Origin of the sequence: Alkalimonas sp. (assembly GCF_020831925.1) — a bacterium.
In the GTDB taxonomy this organism is placed as follows: Bacteria; Pseudomonadota; Gammaproteobacteria; order Enterobacterales; family Alteromonadaceae; genus Alkalimonas.
In genome coordinates, this window is the sequence record NZ_JAFIFQ010000054.1 from 1 (window position 1) to 20220 (window position 20220).

15 protein-coding genes are annotated in these 20220 nt (G+C 53.2%); 9 read left to right on the top strand and 6 right to left on the bottom strand.

Annotated features, from left to right (window positions below; genetic code table 11):
* The 4 genes from JJU14_RS13780 to JJU14_RS13795 form a co-directional block, all read left to right on the top strand.
* A partial coding sequence (locus JJU14_RS13780) for a Na+/H+ antiporter NhaC family protein (protein WP_228614268.1) occupies nucleotides 1-626 on the top strand: 626 nt, incomplete at its 5' end.
* 224 nt (nucleotides 627-850) lie between these two features.
* Nucleotides 851-3151: a DUF5916 domain-containing protein gene (locus tag JJU14_RS13785; RefSeq protein WP_228614269.1), complete on the top strand. Its 2301-nt coding sequence runs from the start codon at nucleotides 851-853 to the stop codon at nucleotides 3149-3151.
* A gap of 96 nt (nucleotides 3152-3247) precedes the next feature.
* Entirely contained in the window at nucleotides 3248-3739 is a 492-nt protein-coding gene (locus JJU14_RS13790) for a TIGR03546 family protein (RefSeq protein ID WP_228614270.1), read from the top strand.
* A 12-nt stretch (nucleotides 3740-3751) separates the two neighbouring features.
* Entirely contained in the window at nucleotides 3752-5482 is a 1731-nt protein-coding gene (locus tag JJU14_RS13795) for a TIGR03545 family protein (protein WP_228614271.1), read from the top strand.
* A 92-nt stretch (nucleotides 5483-5574) separates the two neighbouring features.
* On the opposite strand, the gene JJU14_RS13800 is transcribed toward JJU14_RS13795, so the two are convergent.
* From JJU14_RS13800 to JJU14_RS13810, 3 genes are all read right to left on the bottom strand, one after another.
* Nucleotides 5575-5856 carry a BrnA antitoxin family protein gene (locus JJU14_RS13800; protein ID WP_228614272.1) on the bottom strand — a complete coding sequence of 94 codons (282 nt, stop codon included), beginning with the start codon at nucleotides 5854-5856 and terminating at the stop codon, nucleotides 5575-5577.
* Nucleotides 5840-6109 carry a BrnT family toxin gene (locus tag JJU14_RS13805; protein ID WP_228614282.1) on the bottom strand — a complete coding sequence of 90 codons (270 nt, stop codon included), beginning with the start codon at nucleotides 6107-6109 and terminating at the stop codon, nucleotides 5840-5842. Before JJU14_RS13805 ends, JJU14_RS13800 begins: the two co-directional genes overlap by 17 nt.
* Before the next feature lie 137 nt (nucleotides 6110-6246).
* On the bottom strand, nucleotides 6247-6420 hold the full coding sequence (locus JJU14_RS13810) for a hypothetical protein (RefSeq protein ID WP_228614273.1): 174 nt from the start codon (nucleotides 6418-6420) through the stop codon (nucleotides 6247-6249).
* A gap of 102 nt (nucleotides 6421-6522) precedes the next feature.
* Between JJU14_RS13810 and JJU14_RS13815 the strand changes: the two genes are divergently transcribed.
* Complete coding sequence (locus JJU14_RS13815) at nucleotides 6523-7545, top strand: helix-turn-helix domain-containing protein (protein WP_228614274.1); 1023 nt, start codon at nucleotides 6523-6525, stop codon at nucleotides 7543-7545.
* 44 nt (nucleotides 7546-7589) lie between these two features.
* On the opposite strand, the gene JJU14_RS13820 is transcribed toward JJU14_RS13815, so the two are convergent.
* Genes JJU14_RS13820 through JJU14_RS13830 form a run of 3 tightly spaced genes read right to left on the bottom strand, consistent with a single transcriptional unit; the run spans nucleotide 7590 to nucleotide 11350 of the window.
* Nucleotides 7590-8594: a LacI family DNA-binding transcriptional regulator gene (locus JJU14_RS13820; RefSeq protein ID WP_228614275.1), complete on the bottom strand. Its 1005-nt coding sequence runs from the start codon at nucleotides 8592-8594 to the stop codon at nucleotides 7590-7592.
* Between the two features lie 45 nt (nucleotides 8595-8639).
* Nucleotides 8640-9983 carry a glycoside-pentoside-hexuronide (GPH):cation symporter gene (locus JJU14_RS13825; RefSeq protein ID WP_228614276.1) on the bottom strand — a complete coding sequence of 448 codons (1344 nt, stop codon included), beginning with the start codon at nucleotides 9981-9983 and terminating at the stop codon, nucleotides 8640-8642.
* Between the two features lie 17 nt (nucleotides 9984-10000).
* Complete coding sequence (locus tag JJU14_RS13830) at nucleotides 10001-11350, bottom strand: GH1 family beta-glucosidase (RefSeq protein ID WP_228614277.1); 1350 nt, start codon at nucleotides 11348-11350, stop codon at nucleotides 10001-10003.
* A 225-nt stretch (nucleotides 11351-11575) separates the two neighbouring features.
* Here JJU14_RS13830 and JJU14_RS13835 point away from each other — a divergent pair, with 225 nt between their 5' ends.
* The 4 genes from JJU14_RS13835 to JJU14_RS13850 all read left to right on the top strand — a co-directional run.
* Complete coding sequence (locus JJU14_RS13835) at nucleotides 11576-12835, top strand: sugar MFS transporter (protein WP_228614278.1); 1260 nt, start codon at nucleotides 11576-11578, stop codon at nucleotides 12833-12835.
* Between the two features lie 57 nt (nucleotides 12836-12892).
* A complete protein-coding gene (locus JJU14_RS13840) occupies nucleotides 12893-15406 on the top strand; it encodes an exo 1,3/1,4-beta-D-glucan glucohydrolase (protein ID WP_228614279.1) in 2514 nt (837 codons plus the stop codon).
* A gap of 205 nt (nucleotides 15407-15611) precedes the next feature.
* The gene (locus tag JJU14_RS13845) at nucleotides 15612-18572 is read left to right on the top strand and encodes a TonB-dependent receptor (protein ID WP_228614280.1); all 2961 of its coding nucleotides are present in this window, start codon (nucleotides 15612-15614) and stop codon (nucleotides 18570-18572) included.
* Nucleotides 18573-18632: 60 nt separating this feature from the next.
* A partial coding sequence (locus JJU14_RS13850) for a tryptophan halogenase family protein (RefSeq protein WP_228614281.1) occupies nucleotides 18633-20220 on the top strand: 1588 nt, incomplete at its 3' end.

The following is a 20220-nucleotide window of genomic DNA, read 5'->3' on the forward strand; positions in this document are numbered from 1 at the left end:
CCGATCGCAAGCACGGCAAGCTGATTAACTTTGTACTGCCGATGGCGATGCTGGTTGGCTTTAGCATCTGGTTTGAAGCCGAGATTTGGCCAGCGCTGATCCTGACCTTTGTACTGACCCTGCCGCTTTACATGGCGCAGCGCCTGATGCCGTTCAATGAAATGATGGATCAGATGATGCATGGTTTTAAAACCATGCTACCCGCCATCTGCACCGTGATTGCCGCCTTTACCTTCAAAGATGTCTGCGATCAGCTGGGTTTGCCGCTCTATGTGATTGAAAACCTCGCGCCTTATATGTCGGCCGAAATGCTGCCGGCGCTGGTGTTTGTCGCCATGGCGCTGCTGGCCTTTGCTACTGGTTCGTCCTGGGGCATTTTCGCCGTCTCCATTCCTATCGTAATGCCGATTGCATTGGCAGTGGATGCCAATGTACCGCTGGTCATTGGTGCTCTGCTCTCTGCCAGCTCGTTCGGCAGCCAGGCTTGTTTCTACAGTGACTCAACTGTACTGGCCGCTCAGGGCTCAGGTTGTGATCTGATGAGCCACGCCCTGACTCAGTTCCCGTATGCCTTAATGGCTGCCATTTTGGCATTCTTTGGCTTTATTGCCCTTGGCATGATGTAATCCTGCTATCGCCAGACAGACCCGCTGTTTCAGAGGTCTGTCTGGCGTCTATCGCTTTGTCACACATCGCTTTGCTGCCTCTTGCTTTGGCACCCATTTTTTTGACGCACATCTTTTTGACGCACAGATAAGGGCCTTGGTCCGACAAAGCCGCTGCCTGGATTGGCATCCTTGGCTGGCTCAGGTAAAGTAGCGCCATTTTTGCACTCTAGGAAGACAGGGCCTTGAAACTTCTTCGTTTTTTCATCTCGCTACTAACACTCTGCCTGCTGTTGTCTTCATCCCTGGTTCTGGCAGCAACAGATACCAGACTGCATATTCCTGTACTGACTGATGGGCCAGCCATGGTGCTGGATGGTAAGCTGGATGAACCTCAGTGGCAACACGCCCTGCAAGTCCCTATTTATTACCTGACCGCCCCGCTGGATGAAGGCAAAGCCGAGGTCTATACCATGGGCTATCTGTTTGAAGATGGCCATACGCTCTATGTGGCCTTCGACGCCCATGATCCCAAGCCAGAGCAAATCCGGGCTGCGTACCGTAATCGTAACCAGATTTGGGGCGACGATGTAGTTGGCTTAAAACTCGATACCTATGGCAATCAACAACGCGCCTATCAGTTTTTTGTCAATCCTTTGGGCAGCCAGGCCGATTCGATTGAAAACGCCGTGACCGGCACCGAGTCCTCGGCCTGGGATGGCCATTGGCAAGCGGCTGGCCGTATTACCGCGCAAGGCTATCGGGTTGAAATGGCCATCCCTTTGCACATTCTGAATATGCCCACCAGCGAAGGCGCCAAGCAGATGGCATTTGAATTGGTGCGATTTTTACCGCGTGACCAACAGCTGCGCATCTCCAGCGCGCCGATTAAACGCAGCAATCGCTGCATGGTGTGTCAAATGACGCCGATTACCGGTTTTGCCAGCGCCGAGCAAAGCCGCTCCTTAATCATTGCCCCGGCGCTGGTCACCGGCATTGAGCAGCAGCGTCCCCTTGCCAGCGACCAGGGCTGGCAAAGCAACAGCAATACCGATGTCAGCCTGGATGTGAAATGGGGCATCACGCCGGACATGACGTTCAATGCCACCTTGAACCCGGACTTTTCTCAGGTCGAAGCCGATGCAGCAGAGCTGACCATCAACAACCCTTTTACGCTGTTTTTCGCCGAAAAAAGACCATTTTTTACTGAAAATGCCGACTACTTTGCCACGCCACTTAATCTGGTACATACCCGCAATATTGCCGAGCCCAATGCCGGCGCAAAACTGACCGGCCGCATCGAGCAGCATACCTTTGGCCTGTTCAGCACCGACGATCAACAAAGCACCCTGCTGATCCCGGGCAACCTGAGCTCGCGGATTGCCCGGCTGGAGGGTAGCAGCCAAAACCATGCCCTGAGTTACAGCTATGCGCCCAATGCCGACCTGACCTTTGGCTCCTTAATCACCCAGCGTAGCGCCAGCGATTACCGCAATACGGTGCTGTCAGCAGACAGCAACTGGCGCATCAGCCCGCACGATACGGTGAGTATCCAGTGGGTAGGCAGTGAGACCCGTTATCCCGAAGCACTGGCAGCGCAGTTAACGGCCGAAGCGGCACTGCGTACAGCAGCCGATAGCACACTGCAGGGCCAGGGTTATCGACTGAACTACCTGCATCAGCAACGCAACTGGCACGCCTATGTTCGCTACCAGCATCGGGATGAAGATTTTCGTGCTGATTTGGGCTTTTTGCCAGAAACCGACTGGCAACAACTGGCCATTGGCGGCGATTACACCTGGTTCTTTCATAACCCACTACGCTTCCATCGGTTTCGCATTCTTAGCAAAGGCCATATCACCGAGAATGCTGCCGGCGACTTGCTGGCCCAGGAAGTGGAAAGCTTTGCCATCCTGTCCGGCCAGATGAACAGCACCCTGGAGCTGGGAGGCTTTGTGCGGGATCGGGTGGGCAACCGGCAGGACTCAAGCCGGTTGGACATCGCTGGCAATACCGAACGTTTCCGTGAGCAAGGCCTGCATTTTTTTGGGGAAATACGGCCACAGCGTGATTTGTCGACCTATCTGTACTGGCAGGAAGCCAAGGTACTTGATCTGACCAATCAGCGCCTGTCCGAGCAAAGACGGTTGATAGCCGATGCCCAATACACCGCCAATCAGCACCTGCAACTGCGCTTACGGCACAGCCATACCGATATGCGTTATGCCGCCGCTCAGGTCTTTACCGCCGATCTGAGCGATCTGCGACTGACCTGGCAGTTTAACAACCGCAGTTTCTTGCGCCTGGCACTCATTTATACCCAAATCGACCGCAACCTGGCCAACTATGAAGCCGGCTGGCAAGCTGTATTGAATAGCAAACAACGCACTCTGACCAGCCAACTGCTGTATTCGTACCAGCTGAACCCGCAAACCGTGTTCTTTGTGGGCTATGGTGATAATGCCATCGAAAATGATGAGCAAACGGAGCTAAAACGCAATCAGCGCAGTGCTTTTATGAAGTTTAGTTACGCCTGGGTTTTGTAGCAGCTTCATAATAGTGTCACTGTATTCAAACGCTTTTTTCTGGTTTTATGGTAAGCTTACAAACATTCATGCTGTTGGTTGTTTAAGGAGTGAACCATGCTAACCATCCTGGCGCGTATCCTCAAAGTCCTGAACTCCGAGGCCTCCCCCTGGCAAATTGGCTGGGCAGTGGCGCTTGGCCTTTGTGCCGGCCTGTTGCCGTTCGGTCTGCTCACCTTGGTGATCCTGCTGATCGCCTGCTTGTTTACCGTCAACCTGTCCACTTTTTTACTGGTGTGGGGGTTTAGCAAAGCCTTATTGTGGCTGCTGGCCGGGCGACTGGAGCAACTGGGCTGGAGCTTTGGCCAACAAGACTGGCTGCTGTCGTTACTTAGCAATAGCGAGACCTTGCAGTTGCTGCATTTACACCACAGCCTGACCCTGGGCGGCTTTTTGCTCAGCCTGCTTATTTTGTTCCCTATCGCCTGGGGCACCACTCGGCTGGTGCTGAAATACCGCCACGTGCTGATGCCTCATCTAAGCAAATGGAAGATTGTGCAGTTGCTTAAAGCCAGCAAGCTGGCCCAGCTGTATCAGAAAATGAATTAAAGGAGCGCTGCGATGATCCGTAAATCCGGTTGGTTGATTTTTCTAAGTTTGCTCGGCGCCATCTTCCTGTTGGTCTATGTCTTCGCTGGCTCTGCCATTCGCTTTGGTATGGTCTACAGCCTGGAAAAAGCGGCCGGTGCTGAAGTAAACATTCAGCGGGTTTCACTGGGGTTGTTTCCGCTGTCGCTGACCATTTCCGATTTGCAAATCACCGATGCCAAAGCGCCCGAACAAAACCTGGTGAGCTTTGCCCGTGCCAATGCTGAGCTGGAGCTGTGGCCAGCGCTGCTAGGTTATTACGTTATCAGTGACCTATCGGTGGAACAACTGGCTTATGGCAGCGAGCGCCGCCGCCCCGGTAAAGTCTACCGCGGTGAGCTGGCCGATGCCGAAGACAGTGGTTTTGATTTTGCCAGCCTGTTTGCCATTGAGCTACCCAATGCCGATGAGTTACTGGCGCGTGCTAATTTAACCTCGGTTGCCAAAGGCGAGCAGTTAAAGCAACTGGCGCAAAGCGAGCAACAGCAAGTACGGCAACTGCGCGAGCAACTGCCGGACAGAGACCGTCTGCGCGAGCTGGAGCAACAAATTAAAGCCCTGACCGATGGCGATATCCGTGACGCCGCCGATCTGGCTGCCAAAACCGATCAACTGCGGCGGTTAAAAGCCGAGTTAGAGCAAGATAAAGCCAAAGTCGAACAGGTCAAAACGGCACTGCTGCAAAGCCGCGAGCAATTGCAAAGTGCCGTGCGCGATTTTCAGCAAGCCACCCAGGCCGACTGGCAGCAACTGCAATCCTACGCCAATCTGGCCGATGGCGGCCTGGCTGGTATCAGCCAACTGCTACTGGGCGATCTCTGGACCGAGCGCTTGCAGCAGCTTTATACCGTTTATCAGTTGGTTGCCCCTTACCTGCCGGATGGCTCACGGCTGGAAGAGCAGCCCGGGCCGATGGAATTACCGGGCCGCATTTTGCCGTTAAAGCAGCAGCCCTATCCAAACTTCTGGGTAAAAAATGCCAGCATCAGCCTGCTGATTGGCGGTGGCAGCGCCGAGCTAAGCGTGCAGGACATTACGGCGCAGCACCATATTATTGATGCCGCTACCCGCTTTGTGCTGGATGTGCAGCAACTCCCGATGCTGCAACAATTCCGGCTGGATGGTAACTTTGCCATCTTTGATCAGCTGCAATCGGAAGTAAACTGGCAGCTGCAAGGCTTGCAACTGGCTGAACAGGTGTTTGGTGAAGGCAGCACCCGCTTTGGGTTGGAGCAAGCATTGCTTAATTCCCGCGGTGGCTTAAGTTTAAACGGCACTGCACTCAGCCAACAAGCAAGCGTCGCCCTGCAAAGCTCGCGCTTTAGCAGTGGCGACAACCGCTATGTGCAGCAACTCACCAGTTTGTTAAACCAGCAGGCCGAGATCCCGTTTCAGCTGCGCGCCGACGGCACCGTGACCCGGCCGAATGTGCGGGTCAGCTCGCCGCTGGATCGCATTGTAGCGGATGCGGTCATGGGCGAAGCCCAAGCCCGTTTTGCCGGTTTCGAGCAGGATTTACGCAGTAAATTCAATGCCAAACTGCCGGATACTGCTGGCGATCAGCAAGCTTTGCTTAGCCTTTTGGACCGCGAACAGGCCAGTACCGAGCAAATGAGCCAGCAGATTGAATCCTTGCTGGAAGCCCAGCTTGGTGATGTACGCGACCGGGTACGGGACCGCATCCGCAGCCGGATTGGCGGTTAATCAACAACAGGCCCCGATGGCTGACATAGTGCAGTCATTGGGGTTTTGCTTCCGGCAATGTCAGTTTATACATCCAGATCTGCAACAAATCATTACTGTGAATGAGTAGCCAGCCACTCTTTCAGTGCGTTATTCATCCGGGTTTGCCAACCTTTACCTGTGGCTTTAAAAGCGTTGATGACTTCAGCGTCGAACCGTACAGTGGTCAATATCTTAGGGTTGTCGGAAACTGGCCTCCCTCCCTTTTTTAGCCTGGCCATGAAGCTGGCTGGCAACACTTCTTCAGCAGGCCGGAATCTGGCCAGCTCTTCATCGGATAAATCCTCCCGCAACTCGCCGTCTGGCGTGGTTAATGGTTTATTTGCGGTTGCCATAGGTTTGTACCTCTCTTTTATTCGCCTTGCGAAAGCTGATCACACGAATACCGTCCGTTGTTATGGTAAACACCAGCGCATGTACACGCCCGTCCAGTAACCCTAAAGCGGAGTAACGCACTTCGCCGTACTCTTTACGGTCATCTTTGGCAATTAAGGCTGTCTCGAAATCAAAGTATGCCACGTCATCAAAGGACAAATCGCGCTCTTGAATGTTGCGCTGGTTTTTAGCCGTGTCGTAACTAATGCGCAATCGTCGCATCCTGTCGATCTTTTATACGGTTATTGTAGTAACAAAAATACCTCGCTGCAAGCTACTCCATATGCCTGACTCATTCAGTCCAGTCTTCGCAGATAAGCGTAAGATCAGCCTTTCAAAGCGAGGACAAGCTAATCATAGGAAAATGCACGGGCAGCCGGCCAGGCGGTAGTTAGTAACAGCACCGGCAAGGCGATCAGCTGGGTTGCGATGGGCAAACTGGCGGTAAAGTTGATCCAGAAAATAGCCGACCAGCTGACAATGAGTAACAGCACACTTATCAGGGCACGATGTTGGTTGTTCATGATTGCTCCACAGTCACAATGAATACGGAGCTCAGTGTAAAACTTGCACATTTGAAAGCGCAGTGTCACTATTGATAAAAATAAGGTCGATAGTGACAACTGATGAAAACCATCGCGATTCTCGCCCACCCCAACAGCATCGCCAGCGATGTGCTGACCTTGCTGGATTATTTTGAGTTTAGCAATGCACTCTGGCGCTTTTTGCAGCCAGCAAGCCAACAACACCTGTTTCATGCTTATGTCGTCAGCCCCGACTCAAAGCCGCTGCAACTGCGCCATGGCCTGCAATTAGCCGTGCAGCCCCATGACTGGAGCCAGGCCGATGCGGCTGTTTTTACGCCGGGTTATGCGTACGATGCCAAAGGCTTACAGCAACTGGTTGAGCAATCCAGCTGCTATTATCCAAAGTTGCCTGCACTGCTGGCAAAAGGCGCTCTGCTTGCGGCCAGCTGTACCGGCACTTATGCGCTGGCTGGCAGTGGTTTACTCAATCACCGACAGGCCACCAGCAGCTGGTTTTTTAAAGATGTGTTTAAAAGCATGTTCCCACAGGTGCATCTGCAACTAAATAAAGTGCTGGTCATGGATCAGCAACTGCTGACCGCGGGTGCCACCACCTCGCACCACAATTTATGCCTGGCCCTGACCGAAAAACTGGCCGGGGAACAATTTGCCCGCCAGATGGCAAAACTGATGCTGACCGATCCGAACCGCAGCTCGCAATTACCTTACATGGATGCAGACCTGCTGCCCGCCAATCCAGCCTTGGATCCGCTAATAAAACAAGCACGGCGCTATTTGCTGGCCAACCTGGCCGAGCCTTTCTCGTTGCAGCAACTGGCCGACCAACTGCATCTGACCAAGCGTACCTTGCTGCGCCGTTTTAAAGCGGAGCTTAAGGACACGCCCTTGAATTACTTGCAGCGCTTGCGCATTGAGCAGGCAAAGCGCCTGCTGGAAACCAGCCGGATGCCGATTGAGCAGGTAGTGTTGCAAGTTGGGTACGAAGACGTGAGCTCGTTCCGGAAGTTATTTCTGCAGTACACTGAACTAACACCAAGCCAGTACCGACAGAAGTTTCTGCTTGAACCGAACTGGAGCTGCTGTCCACAGGATGCCAGCTAAAGACCGCTCATAGCCGTCCAATGCCTGCGACGTGTTTACACGTCTTAGCTTGTCAGGCTGACACAAGAATCCCGCTCAATCACCCTGGGTTCAAACACCAGCTGCAGTTGCTGCTTTTCCTGCTGATAAATATGCTTGAGCACCCAGCGGGCTGCCATTTGGCCCATCGCAGCGATCGGGTAGTCGATGGTGGTCAGCTTGGGGTAGGTGTAGTGGCTTAGCATGACGTTATCAAACCCCATGATCGACAGCTGCTGCGGAATGGCCAGTCCCTGCTCGCGGGCTTCGGTCATGGCGCCGGAAGCCATTTCATCGTTGGCACAGATCAGGCCGGTAAGCGCCAACCCCTGCTCCAACAAGTACTTGACGCCGTTGCTACCGCCACTTTCATGGAAGTCACCTTCAAACAGTCGCTTTTCATCCCACTCAATGCCCGCTTCCTGCAACGCCAGTTTATGGCCGCGGTAGCGGTCCTGGGCATCGGCCTTCCACAGCGGGCCGGAGATATAACCTAACTGACGATGACCTTGTTTTAGCAAGGTCTGGGTGGCCAGATAACCACCCAGCTTGTTGTTCAGGCTGATGCAGTGCGCTTCAATCGCCGGGATTTGGCGGTTGATCAGCACAAAGGGAATTTCATTTTTACTAAGCTGTACCAGATAGTCATCGGAGACGGCTTCTACGTGCAAAATCAGCGCATCACAATTGCGACTGATTAAAAACTCGATGCCATCACGCTCAGTCGCTTCTTCACTGTGGCCAGCGGCGATAATCACGTGCTTGCCGGCGGTACGAAACTCGGCTTCGATGCTGCTGATCATGGCGCCATAAAAAGGACCGTGCAGCTCGGACACCAGAATGCCAATGCTGTTGGAACGGCTGGAGGCCAGCGACTGGGCGATGGAGTTGGGCCGATAACCAAGCTCGGCCATGGCCGCTTCCACTTTTTTCCGGGTCGACTCACGCACCGGTGTATTCTTGTTCATCACCCTGGAGACGGTGGCCAAAGAGACACCGGCCAGTTTCGAGACTTCGTAAATGGTTGCCATCGGTAGTCCTGAATAATGCTAGTGCTTTAGATTACCATGCCCTGCTCAAACAGAGCCAGCATCCGCCTGGCGTTGCTGCAAATCGTCTGCCACCTGCTGTACCCGCTGACGGGTAAGGATGTAACGACTCATCACAACAGCCACCAACAAGGAAGCAACGGCTGGCCAGATGGTAAAGGACCACAGGATCCCTTGCTGCGTCTCCACCGTCTGCACCACATTGGGCTGGTACTGATGAAAAGCCAACAGCCAGCCCGCCAGCGCACCACCGATCGCCAGGCCCAACTTAATAAAAAAGATAATGGACGAATACACCAGGCCGGTGATGCGGGTACCGGTTTTCCAGTGGCCGTAATCAACCGTATCGGCCATCTTGGCCCACAGCATCGGTGTTGCCATCTGCAAGAAGAAACACCAGGCAAAGTACAGCGCAAAAGCCAATTGCCACTGCTCGGTACCGACAAAGAAACTGAGCAGGCAAATCAGCGCTGCGATGCACTGCAGGCCAATGTAAGCGCGCACCTTATCAATGCGTTTACTAACAAACTGCGCACTGGCACAGCCAAGAATATTACCAATCATACCCAGCGTCATAAACCAGGTGATCCAGTCGTCCCGGCCGAGATAATACTTCACGTAATAAATCGCCAGGGTATTGCGCAGCACCATGCCGGTCAGTAGCAGCACCGCGGCCACACAGAGCACCCGCCAGGCTTCGTTTTGCCAGAGCTGCCCGAGGCTGGAGAAAAACTTCAGCTGCTGATCTTTGGGTGGCTGCACCCGCTCTTTGGTGCCAAAGAAACACAGCAAAAACAGCACCAGGCCAAAGATACTCATCAACAGCATGGTCAGCTGATAGCCGCGGGCGGCATCGCCCTGCCCCAGCCAGTTCACCATCGGAATGGTGCAGGCCGTTACCAGCAGGCCGCCAAGCATACCAAACACAAAACGGTAGGACTGCACCGAGACCCGCTCATCCGGATCGCTGGTCAGCACGCCACCCAAAGCCGAATAAGGAATATTAATGGCGGTATAAACCAGCATCAACAGGGTGTAACTGACAAAGGCATAGATCACCTTGCCCTGTTCACTGAAATCCGGGGTGGTAAAGGCCAGTACACTGACAAAGGCAAAAGGCAGCGCCAGCCACAGCAGGTAAGGCCGGTACTGGCCATGACGACTTTTCGTGCGATCGGCCAGCGCGCCCATCAAGGGATCGGTCACCGCATCGATAACACGCACCAGCAAAAACATGCTGCCGACGATGGCCGGCGAAATGCCAAAAATATCAGTGTAAAAGAAGGTCAGAAACAGCATCACCGTCTGAAAAATAATGTTGCTGGCGGTATCACCCAGGCCATAGGCCATTTTTTCTTTTTTTGTCAGCATACCCTGCCCTTACTGGCTTATCGCGCTGTGCGTTGTTGTTTATACCTGAACAGTTGCTGCAAGGCCAGACCGCTGTCTTTTATCACCCTTTGCTGGGTTGGGTAATCGACGTAGACAATGCCAAAGCGCTTCACGTAGCCCTCGGCCCATTCAAAGTTATCCATCAGGCTCCAGGCAAAGTAACCGGCCACCTGCACGCCTTGTTCCATCGCTTTTTCCACCGCTAGCAAATGCTGCTGGAAATAAGCGACCCGCTCCGCATCCTGTACCCGGCCATCCTGAAGGTTATCGACCATGGCGGCGCCATTCTCGGTAATATACACCGGTGGCATCGCATAGTGCTGCTGCAAGCCACAGAGTATTTCAGTCAGGCCCTCTGGATAAATCTCCCAGCCCATATCAGTCAGGGGCGGCGCTGTCGGCTTCACATCGCGGAACCAGCCAGCTTTTGTCGCTTCGAATACAGTACGGGTGTAGTAGTTAATGCCCAGATAATCCAGCGGCTGGGCAATCAATGCCAGATCGCCCGGCTCTGTATCCGGCTGATCGGTCTCGGGCAGTTCTGCCAGCAGATCCGGATAACGGCCCTGCAGCAATGGCTGCAGATACCAGTGGTTGTGGTAAGCATCGGCCATAGCCACCGCACGTTGATCTGCCTCGCTGTCCGATGCCGGATAGCAGGGGCTTAAATTCACCACAATGCCGTTTTGCGCCGACGGGCAATTGCGTTGCAATACCTGCATCGCCAGGCCATGCGCCAGTAATAAATGATGGGCTACCTGACGGCCCTGACGCCGATTCTGTACGCCAGGGGCATGAATACCGGCTTCGTAGCCAAGATAAGCACTGCAAAAAGGTTCATTCAAGGTGGCGTAAGAATAAACTTTATCACCAAAGGCCCGGCTTACTTTGTCGGCATAATCCTGAAACAACCAGGCCGTTTGCCGGTTCAACCACCCCCCCTGCTGCTGGATATGCTCGGGTAAATCCCAGTGATACAAGGTGACAAAGGCTTTGATATTGCGCGCCTGCAGTGCATCCAGCAACTGCAGATAAAAATTCATACCCTGATGATTGACCGAGCCATCGGCATGCAAAACGCGCGCCCAGGAGACCGAGAAACGGTAGGCATCGACTCCCAGGCTGGCAATCAGTTCGATGTCCTGTTGCCAGCGATGGATATGATCACAGGCCACTAAGCCGTCGGAGCCATCTTTGATGCGGCCTGGCTGAGCACAAAAGGTATCCCAGATGGTTGGTAGCCGGCTATCGGCCCCGCCCTCAATCTGAAATGCGGCGGTAGCAACCCCAAAAATAAATTCTGGATCAAGCAGTTGCGATGATTCAGCTAAGGTAATTTTTTTCATAGTTAGATCGTTGGTCTCGCTAGTGGCTGGCAAAAAAATCGACAAAAAGCATTGCCATCAGCCTAAGTTATGCTATAAATGAAAGCGCTTACATTTAGTCTAGTCGGTCACCTGGTCAGCGTCAAATGCTTTGATGAACATTTAAACAACATCAGGTTACCAGCAACTCACCTCAGGGCGCACAGCCGCTGCTGGTGCATAACAATACAGAGACAGGGGGAACTTATGGCCACTGCACCAGTAATGGTTACCGAGGCTGAACCGGCAAAGCAGCCTGGGAATGTGCGCTTTGCACTGACGTCATTGACATCGTTATTTTTTATCTGGGGCTTTATCACCTGCCTGAATGATATCCTGATCCCCTACCTGCAACTGCTGTTTGATCTTAGCTACACGCAGGCCATGCTGGTGCAGTTTTGCTTTTTTGGCGCCTATTTTGTTGTGTCTGTGCCGGCAGGTATGCTGGTTGGACGCATCGGCTACCAATCCGGTATTGTCACCGGCCTTTTAGTCGCAGGTGCCGGCTGTTTGCTGTTTTATCCGGCCGCCGCCATTCAGGTCTATGGTCTGTTTTTGTTTGCCTTGTTTGTGCTTGCGTCAGGCATCACTATCCTGCAGGTAGCAGCCAACCCTTATGTCAGTGTGCTGGGTAAGCCTGAAACGGCGTCTTCCCGACTGACGATGACCCAGGCCTTTAACTCACTGGGTACCACAGTTGCCCCCTTCTTTGGTGCCTGGTTGATATTCTCCGGCATGGACGTCTCGGCCGATACACAAGTCTCGTCCACCTCAGTGCAATTGCCTTATCTGTTGCTGGCCGCATCCTTAATTGTGCTGGCGATTATCTTTGCCTGGATCAAACTACCCAAACTAGGCCAAAAGGACCGCAGCAACCCGGTTCACTTGCAGGGTTCAGCCTGGCAGTACCGCCATCTGGTTTTGGGTGCGGTCGGTATTTTTGTCTATGTGGGTGCTGAGGTGGGTATTGGCAGCTTCCTGGTCAGCTATTTATCCATGCCTCACATTGGCGGCATGAGCGAAGCACAAGCAGCCCATTACATTGCCTGGTACTTTGGTGGCGCTATGCTGGGCCGCTTTATTGGCGCCGCTGCCATGCAAAAAATCAATGCAGGTAAGGCGCTGGCGTTTAATGCTGTCTGCGCTGTCTTCCTGCTGGCGATCACCATTTTAAGCGAAGGCAAACTGGCGATGTGGTCCCTGCTGTTGGTTGGCCTGTGCAACTCCATTATGTTCCCCACCATTTTTAGCCTGGCTATCCACGGCCTGAAACAACACACCAGTCAAGGCTCCGGCATTCTGTGCCTGGCCATTGTTGGTGGCGCTGTATTGCCCTTGTTGCAAGGCGTACTGGCCGATACCTTTGGCGTGCAGCAGGCGTTCTTACTGCCCCTGCTATGCTATATCTACATCGCTTATTACGGCCTGAAGGGCTGTATACCTCAATCGACCGCAGAGCAATCCTAAGGAGCTTCCATGACTTTTCTGCCGAACAATACCTCTGGCCGAATGCGGAGAATACCAATGGCACTTGTAACGGCCAGCATGCTGGCGCTGACTGGCTGCAGCCAGCAACAACCCAATGGCGACGCTGACCAGGCGCAGCGAGGTGATCTCACCATTTGGCCAGTCATTCAGAGCCCGGTGGCCAAAGATCCGGCCATGGAACAAGCCATTGATGCCCTGCTGGCACAAATGACGCTGCCACAGAAAATTGCTCAGATGATCCAGCCGGAAATCCGTGATATTACTGTGGAAGACATGCGCACCTATGGTTTTGGCTCCTTTTTAAATGGTGGCGGTGCCTTTCCAAATGACGACAAATACGCCACGCCGCAAGATTGGATAGCGCTGGCCGAAGCCATGTACCAGGCCTCAATGGATGACTCCATCAATGGCATCAGCATCCCGACCATGTGGGGCACCGATGCGGTGCATGGCCACAACAATGTGATTGGCGCTACCATTTTTCCGCACAATATCGGCCTTGGTGCAGCCAAGAACCCCGATTTGATTGAGCGCATTGCAGAAGTTACCGCCCGCGAAGTAATGGCCACCGGCATTGACTGGGTGTTCGCCCCCACTGTAGCGGTCGCCCGCGACCCACGCTGGGGCCGTACCTATGAAAGCTACTCGGAAGATCCGGAGATAGTACGTAGCTACTCAGCGGCTATTGTCAAAGGCTTGCAAGGCGCGGCTGATGCGGATTTTCTAAGCGATCGCCGCGTGATCAGTACGGTCAAACACTTTGTTGGCGATGGCGGCACCACCCATGGTATTGATCAGGGTGATGCCGAAGTGTCCGAACAGGAGTTATTCGAGATCCATGCCCAGGGGTATGTTGGCGGTTTATCGGCCGGTGCCCAGACGGTGATGGCGACTTTTAACAGCTGGAATGGCAAGAAAATTCATGGCGATCATTACCTGCTCACCCAGGTATTGAAAGAGCGGATGGGTTTTGATGGCCTGGTAGTTGGCGACTGGAATGGTCACGGCCAGATCCCAGGCTGCAGCAACGCCGACTGTCCTCAGGCCGCGCTGGCAGGCCTGGATATTTTCATGGTACCGACCGATGCCTGGAAACCGCTGTACTACAACCTAATCGAGCAGGTAGAACATGGCGTGATCCCAATGAGCCGCATTGACGATGCCGTACGGCGGATTTTGCGGGTAAAAAAACGCGCTGGCCTGTTTGACAAACCAAGCCCGGCCAATCGACCACTGGCTGGCCGGCTGGAACTGATTGGTGCTGCTGAACACCGTGCTGTAGCTCGTGAAGCAGTGCGTCAATCGCTGGTGCTGCTGAAAAACCAAAACCAGTTGCTGCCACTGGATCCGCGTCAGCATTTGCTGGTGACCGGCCCTGGCGCCGATAATATCGGTCAGCAATCCGGCGGTTGGACCATCAGCTGGCAAGGCACCGGCAACACCAATGAGGACTTCCCGGGCGGCACCTCCATCTACGGCGGCATTGCCCGTCAGGTGGCAGCAGCCGGTGGCTCTGTTGAACTGAGTGAAGATGGCAGCTATCAACAACGACCGGATGTTGCCATCGTGGTGTTTGGCGAAGAGCCCTATGCCGAAGGCAATGGCGATATCGACAACCTGGAATATCAGCGCGGTAATAAAACTGACTTAGCGCTGCTTGAGCAACTGCAGGCTGAAGGCATCCCGGTGGTAGCGCTCTTTATCAGCGGCCGACCAATGTGGGTGAACCCGGAGCTGAATGCCTCCGATGCCTTTGTCGCTATCTGGCTGCCTGGCAGCGAAGGCGAAGGGGTAGCTGATGTGATTCTGCGTGATGCCAATGGCGCTGTGCAGCATGACTTCCATGGTCGCCTGACGTTCTCCTGGCCCGCCTCGCCACAGCAAGCCGTGGTGAACCGCTTTGATGCCGATTACCAACCACTACTGCCCTATGGTTTTGGCCTGCGCTACGGCGATGCAGAAGTACTCAGCAGCAGTCTGCCGGTTGAAGTCACTCAGGATGAAGCTCTCAGCGATCTGGTGGTATTTGAACGTGCACCACGTAGCCCCTGGCAGCTGTTTATTCACAGCGGTGAACACAGCACCGCCGTGACCAGCAGTGTGCAGGAGTTGCCGGGCCTGAGCAGCCGTACCTTTGATCGTGTGGTGCAGGAAGATGCCCGCCGCTTTGTGTTTGACGGTGGCAAGCTGGCACGCTTGAGCTTTATTAGTGCCTTCCCGCGCGATTTACGAGGCTACGGCGAAGCCAACAGCCAGTTGGTGGTGGAATTGCAGCGCCAGGGCGCAGTACCGGATGAAGTCTGGCTGGGCATGCACTGCAATGCCGACTGTCAGGGCGCAGTCAATATTTCCGGCGAACTGAAGGCCGTCGCGGACGGTGAATGGACGCAACTGGCAGTGCCACTGCAGTGTCTGCAACAGCAAGGACTTTCATTGCAGCAGGTGTTTTCTGCCATGTATCTGGAAACCAAGGGTGCGCTGACGCTTAGTCTGGCTGATGTGCGGATCGTTGCCCAGACGCAAGCAGCTGACAGCCTCAGCTGCCCGTAATGTGCATGAGTGCTCACGCAGAAACCTCATTTCTGTGTGAGCACTGATTTTTAGATTTTTAACCGACGCCGCATTGATTTTGGTTATAAATTAAACTACCCTCAATGTAAGCGCTTACATATTGATACGAACAGCCGAAAATATAATTCAGCATAGCAACACGATAACAAACATACAGTACTGGATGAACACAAGGGGACAGGCAATGAATCAAACAGGTTTTAAACTTTCACGCCTCGCGGTCAGTATCTCTTTATTGACCGGCGCAGGCATGCTTACGCCAGCATTGGCGGACGATGCAACAGCTCTGGCGGCGAATGAAGACATTGAAGTTATTCAGGTAACAGGTATCCGTGGCAGCTTGATCCGGTCAATGGATATCAAGCGCAGCTCCACAGGCGTGGTGGATGCCATTTCTTCTGAAGACTTTGGCAAATTCCCAGATACCAACCTGGCGGAATCCTTACAGCGGATCACCGGTGTTGCGATTGACCGCTCAAACGGTGAAGGTAGCCGGGTGACGGTACGCGGTTTTGGCCCAGAATTTAACCTGGTAATGCTCAATGGCCGGCAAATGCCTGCCTCATCACTGGAAGCAACCACAGCCTCATCATCCCGCTCTTTTGATTTTGCCAACCTGGCTGCAGAGGGGATTGCCGGGGTTGAAGTGTATAAAACTGGCCGTGCCAGCATTGCAACCGGAGGTATGGGGTCAACCATTAACATTTTAACCACCAAGCCACTCAATGCACCTGGCATGCAAGCCACTTTTGGTGTGAAAGGGGTAATGGACCAGTCCACTGATGAAGGCTCAAGTATTACTCCTGAAGTGTCAGGCTTATACAGCAACACCTTCAACGACGACCGGTTTGGTGTGGCTATCAGTGGTTCGTACCAACGACGTGATAGTGGCAATAAGCAAGCAAACACCGGCGGATGGCGTACCTTCCCTGGGACTATCAATGGTTTCGACTGGGATGGTGGCAATGCTGACTGGGGTGGTTTGATCCCTGATGGCGACAATGCTCATCAAAATTACCCAGCAGCAGACTCCATCTACTCAGTGCCGCAAAGTTTGGGTTACTCGTTCCATGAAGTGGAAAGAACCCGTACCAATGGCCAGTTGGTGCTGCAATACCGTCCGGTGGACTCAGTCACCACAACCTTAGATTACACCTATTCAAAAAACGAAGTGTCAGACCGTTACAACGACGTGTCCGCCTGGTTTAACTTCGGCCCATCGACAGGTGTCTGGAGTGATGGCCCGGTGGCTGCGCCCATCGTGTATTCAGAAGCGTTCGGTGAACCAGGCGATTTAGCCATGGGCGGCGGCCAGTTCTCGACCGTGAACGAGAACAAATCACTGGGCTTTAACACCCAATGGCAAGTTGATGATAACTTGAGATTAGAACTGGACTATCACAACTCGTCCGCAGAGTCGCGCCCCAATAGCCCCTTTGGCAGTAACAACGTTATTGGTACGGCAACGTTTGTGCGCTCGGTGACCACGGCTCGTTTCGACAGCGATTTGCCAACCTTGGCCATTACTTACCCTGATGGCTTCACCGGCATCCGGGGTGAAGATATGCGGGTAACAGGTAGTTCCTTCAGGAACAGCCAAATGCGCAGTGATATCGAGCAGTTGCAACTTCGCGGTAGCTATGTGTTTGACACAGGCGTGTTAAACAGCATTGATTTCGGTGTATCCACCTCAGAAACCAAAAACCGTTCAGCATTTTCGAACGTGCAACAAGATAACTGGGGTGGGTTAGGTGCGGCTGGTGATATCGACCCATCGGTCTTTAAACTGGACCAATTGGCCGATAATTTTAACGCATCTTCCGGCAGCGACATGCTGAAAGAATTCTTCCGTTGGGATTTCAATACACTGCGTCAAATTGCGAACGACAGATATGGAGCCCTTGGCGCGGTGGGAGACTGTGGCACCTCGTTTTGCGCCTCGTCAGATATGACCACAGACCGCCGTACCACTGAAGAGCAACAGGCTGCTTATGTACAGTTCAACTTTGCCGGTGACATTGGCGTGCGCCCCTATGGTTTAACCGCCGGTTTGCGCTACGAGAAAACCGATGTCACCTCGAGCGCTTTAGTACCGGTATACAGTGGTATCGCCTGGGCAGGCGACAACGAGTTTAACCTGATAAGCACCGGTGAAAGTGACTTTACTGAACTTACGGGAGGCTACACCAACCTGTTACCCAACATTGACTTCAACATTGAAGTCGTTGATGACGTCATTATGCGTGCCTCGGTTAGCAAAACACTGGCTCGCCCAAGCTATGCCGATATCCAGGGTGGTCAAACCCTGAACTCCCTGGTGCGGATTGACGGCGGTACCGGTGCTCGGGGTAACCCAGACCTAGACCCGTTTGAGTCAACCAACCTCGATTTGTCACTGGAATGGTACTATGCCGAAGGCAGCTACATGGCGGTCGGTTACTTCCGGAAAAAGGCGAAAAACTTCATCGGCCGCACTACGGTGCAAGAGCAAACATTCAATTTACCTCACCCGGCACAAGGTGCTCGTTATGCCGAGGCGGTTGCTGCCGTGGGGAATAACACCACAGCCATTCGTAATTACATCAGAGAGAATTACCCGGAAACAGTGGATGCCAATGGTTTTATCTTAGGTGTACCTGGCGATACGCCAGCGAACTTTGATATCACAATTCCGGTGAACCAGGATGGCGCCAGGTTAGACGGTTGGGAATTGGCAGTTCAGCACTTGATCGGTGATACAGGCTTTGGTGTCATTGCCAACGCGACTATCGTCAATGGTGACTTTAAGTATGACAACTTCAGTTTGGGCGAGCAATTTGCCTTACTCGGCATGAGCGACACCTACAACTTAGTGGGTTTCTACGATAGAGACGGTTTCCAAGCACGTATCGCCTACAACTGGCGTGGTAAATTCCTCGCATCAACAGTGAACGCGCAAGGCCTGCAAAACCCAATTTACGTAGAGTCATACGGTCAGTGGGATGCCAGTGCGAGCTACGATGTCAACGAAAAGCTCACGTTCTTCATTGAAGCCATTAACCTGACCAATGAATCAATGCGTTCACACGAGCGTAATTCACTGCAATTAGTGAACTATACTGAAACTGGTCGTCGTTTTGGCATCGGTGCGCGCTATACGTTCTAAGATGCTCTTGCCCTGAATAAGTAGCCATCGCACGATGGCTACTTTTTACAAGAAGTGGTCATGATGCAAGCAACCAAGTCACTCGCAACGGATAACCTGGCTGAAGCTGCAAACACTCGGGCCTTTGCCACAGAGCAAGTCACTATTGTAGTCGTCGGTGGCGGTAGTGCTGGTTGGCTTACGGCAGCGTTATTGGCAGCAGATCATCAGGCAGATCCTTTGGTCAACATTACCCTGATTGAGTCTGCCTCAGTACCCACCATCGGCGTTGGCGAGGGAACCTGGCCATCGATGCGCGCCACACTGGCACGCATTGGCATTTCTGAAACCGAATTTTTACTCAGCTGCGATGCCAGCTTTAAGCAAGGCAGTGTGTTCCGGCAATGGCGAAGCGCTGCGCCACAGGATTGTTACCACCATCCATTTACCGCACCTGTGGCTGCCAATGAACTAGACATTGCAGACTATTGGTTTGCTCACCACCAGCAGGTCGAATTTGCAGCGGCGGTATCCAGCCAACCTGCGGTGATCGCCGCTGGTTTAGCTCCCAAGCGCATCTCTACCCCAGAATACGCATTTTTACAAAACTACGGCTATCATCTGGATGCCAGTAAGTTTGTCGCACTATTAAGCCAGCATGCCAAGCGCCTTGGGGTAACGCACCTTGTGGATGACGTCGTCGCCATACACAGTCACCCTGATGGCTGTATTGCAGCGCTGCAAACGGCGCAGCATGGCGCTTTAACCGGCGATGTATTTGTCGATTGTTCCGGTTTATCCAGCTTACTCATCGGCAAGCATTATCAAACCCCTTTGGTGAGTGTACAGCATGCTTTGTTAAACGACAGTGCCTTAGCGGTGCAAGTCCCTTATGAGGATGAGCGCACACCCATTGCATCGGCAACACTAGCCACAGCGCAAACAGAAGGTTGGGTATGGGATATCGGCTTACCGACCCGTCGTGGCGTCGGTTTTGTGCACCACAGTGGCCATTGCAATGAAGAGCAGGCTCATCGTACGATTGCGCAGTACCTGCAATTATCCGAGCAGGCATTTAGCGCCCGCTACCAGCCTAGACTTATCCGCTTTACACCGGGCTACCGCCAGCAGTTTTGGCGACACAATTGCGTGGCTGTTGGGATGGCAGCAGGCTTTATTGAACCATTGGAAGCGTCAGCCCTGGTGATGGTCGAGTTGTCTGCTAAATTTATTAGCGAGCAATTACCACGTAGCCTGACGCAACTTGCCATAGTTGGTGAACGCTTTAATCAAACCTTCCACTACCGTTGGCAGCAAATTGTTGAGTTTTTAAAATTGCATTACCTGCTATCGACGCGAGATGACAGCGAGTACTGGCTGGCCCAACGCGCTGACAGTTCAATACCGTCGTCACTGCAACAAAAGCTGATGATGTGGCAACACTTTGTGCCAAGCCGCTATGACTTACCCATGGCGGAAGAGTTATTTCCAGCCGCCAGTTACCAATATATTCTGTACGGTATGCGGCACTTGCCACATAGTGAGCGAACCCTAAAAACCGGTTTAGAGGCACGTGCCAATCATGCCTTTGCCGAAGTCCAACAGAAAACACAGCAGCTCAGAGCGGGCTTGGTCAGTAATCGCGAGTTACTGAACCAAATCAAAGCTC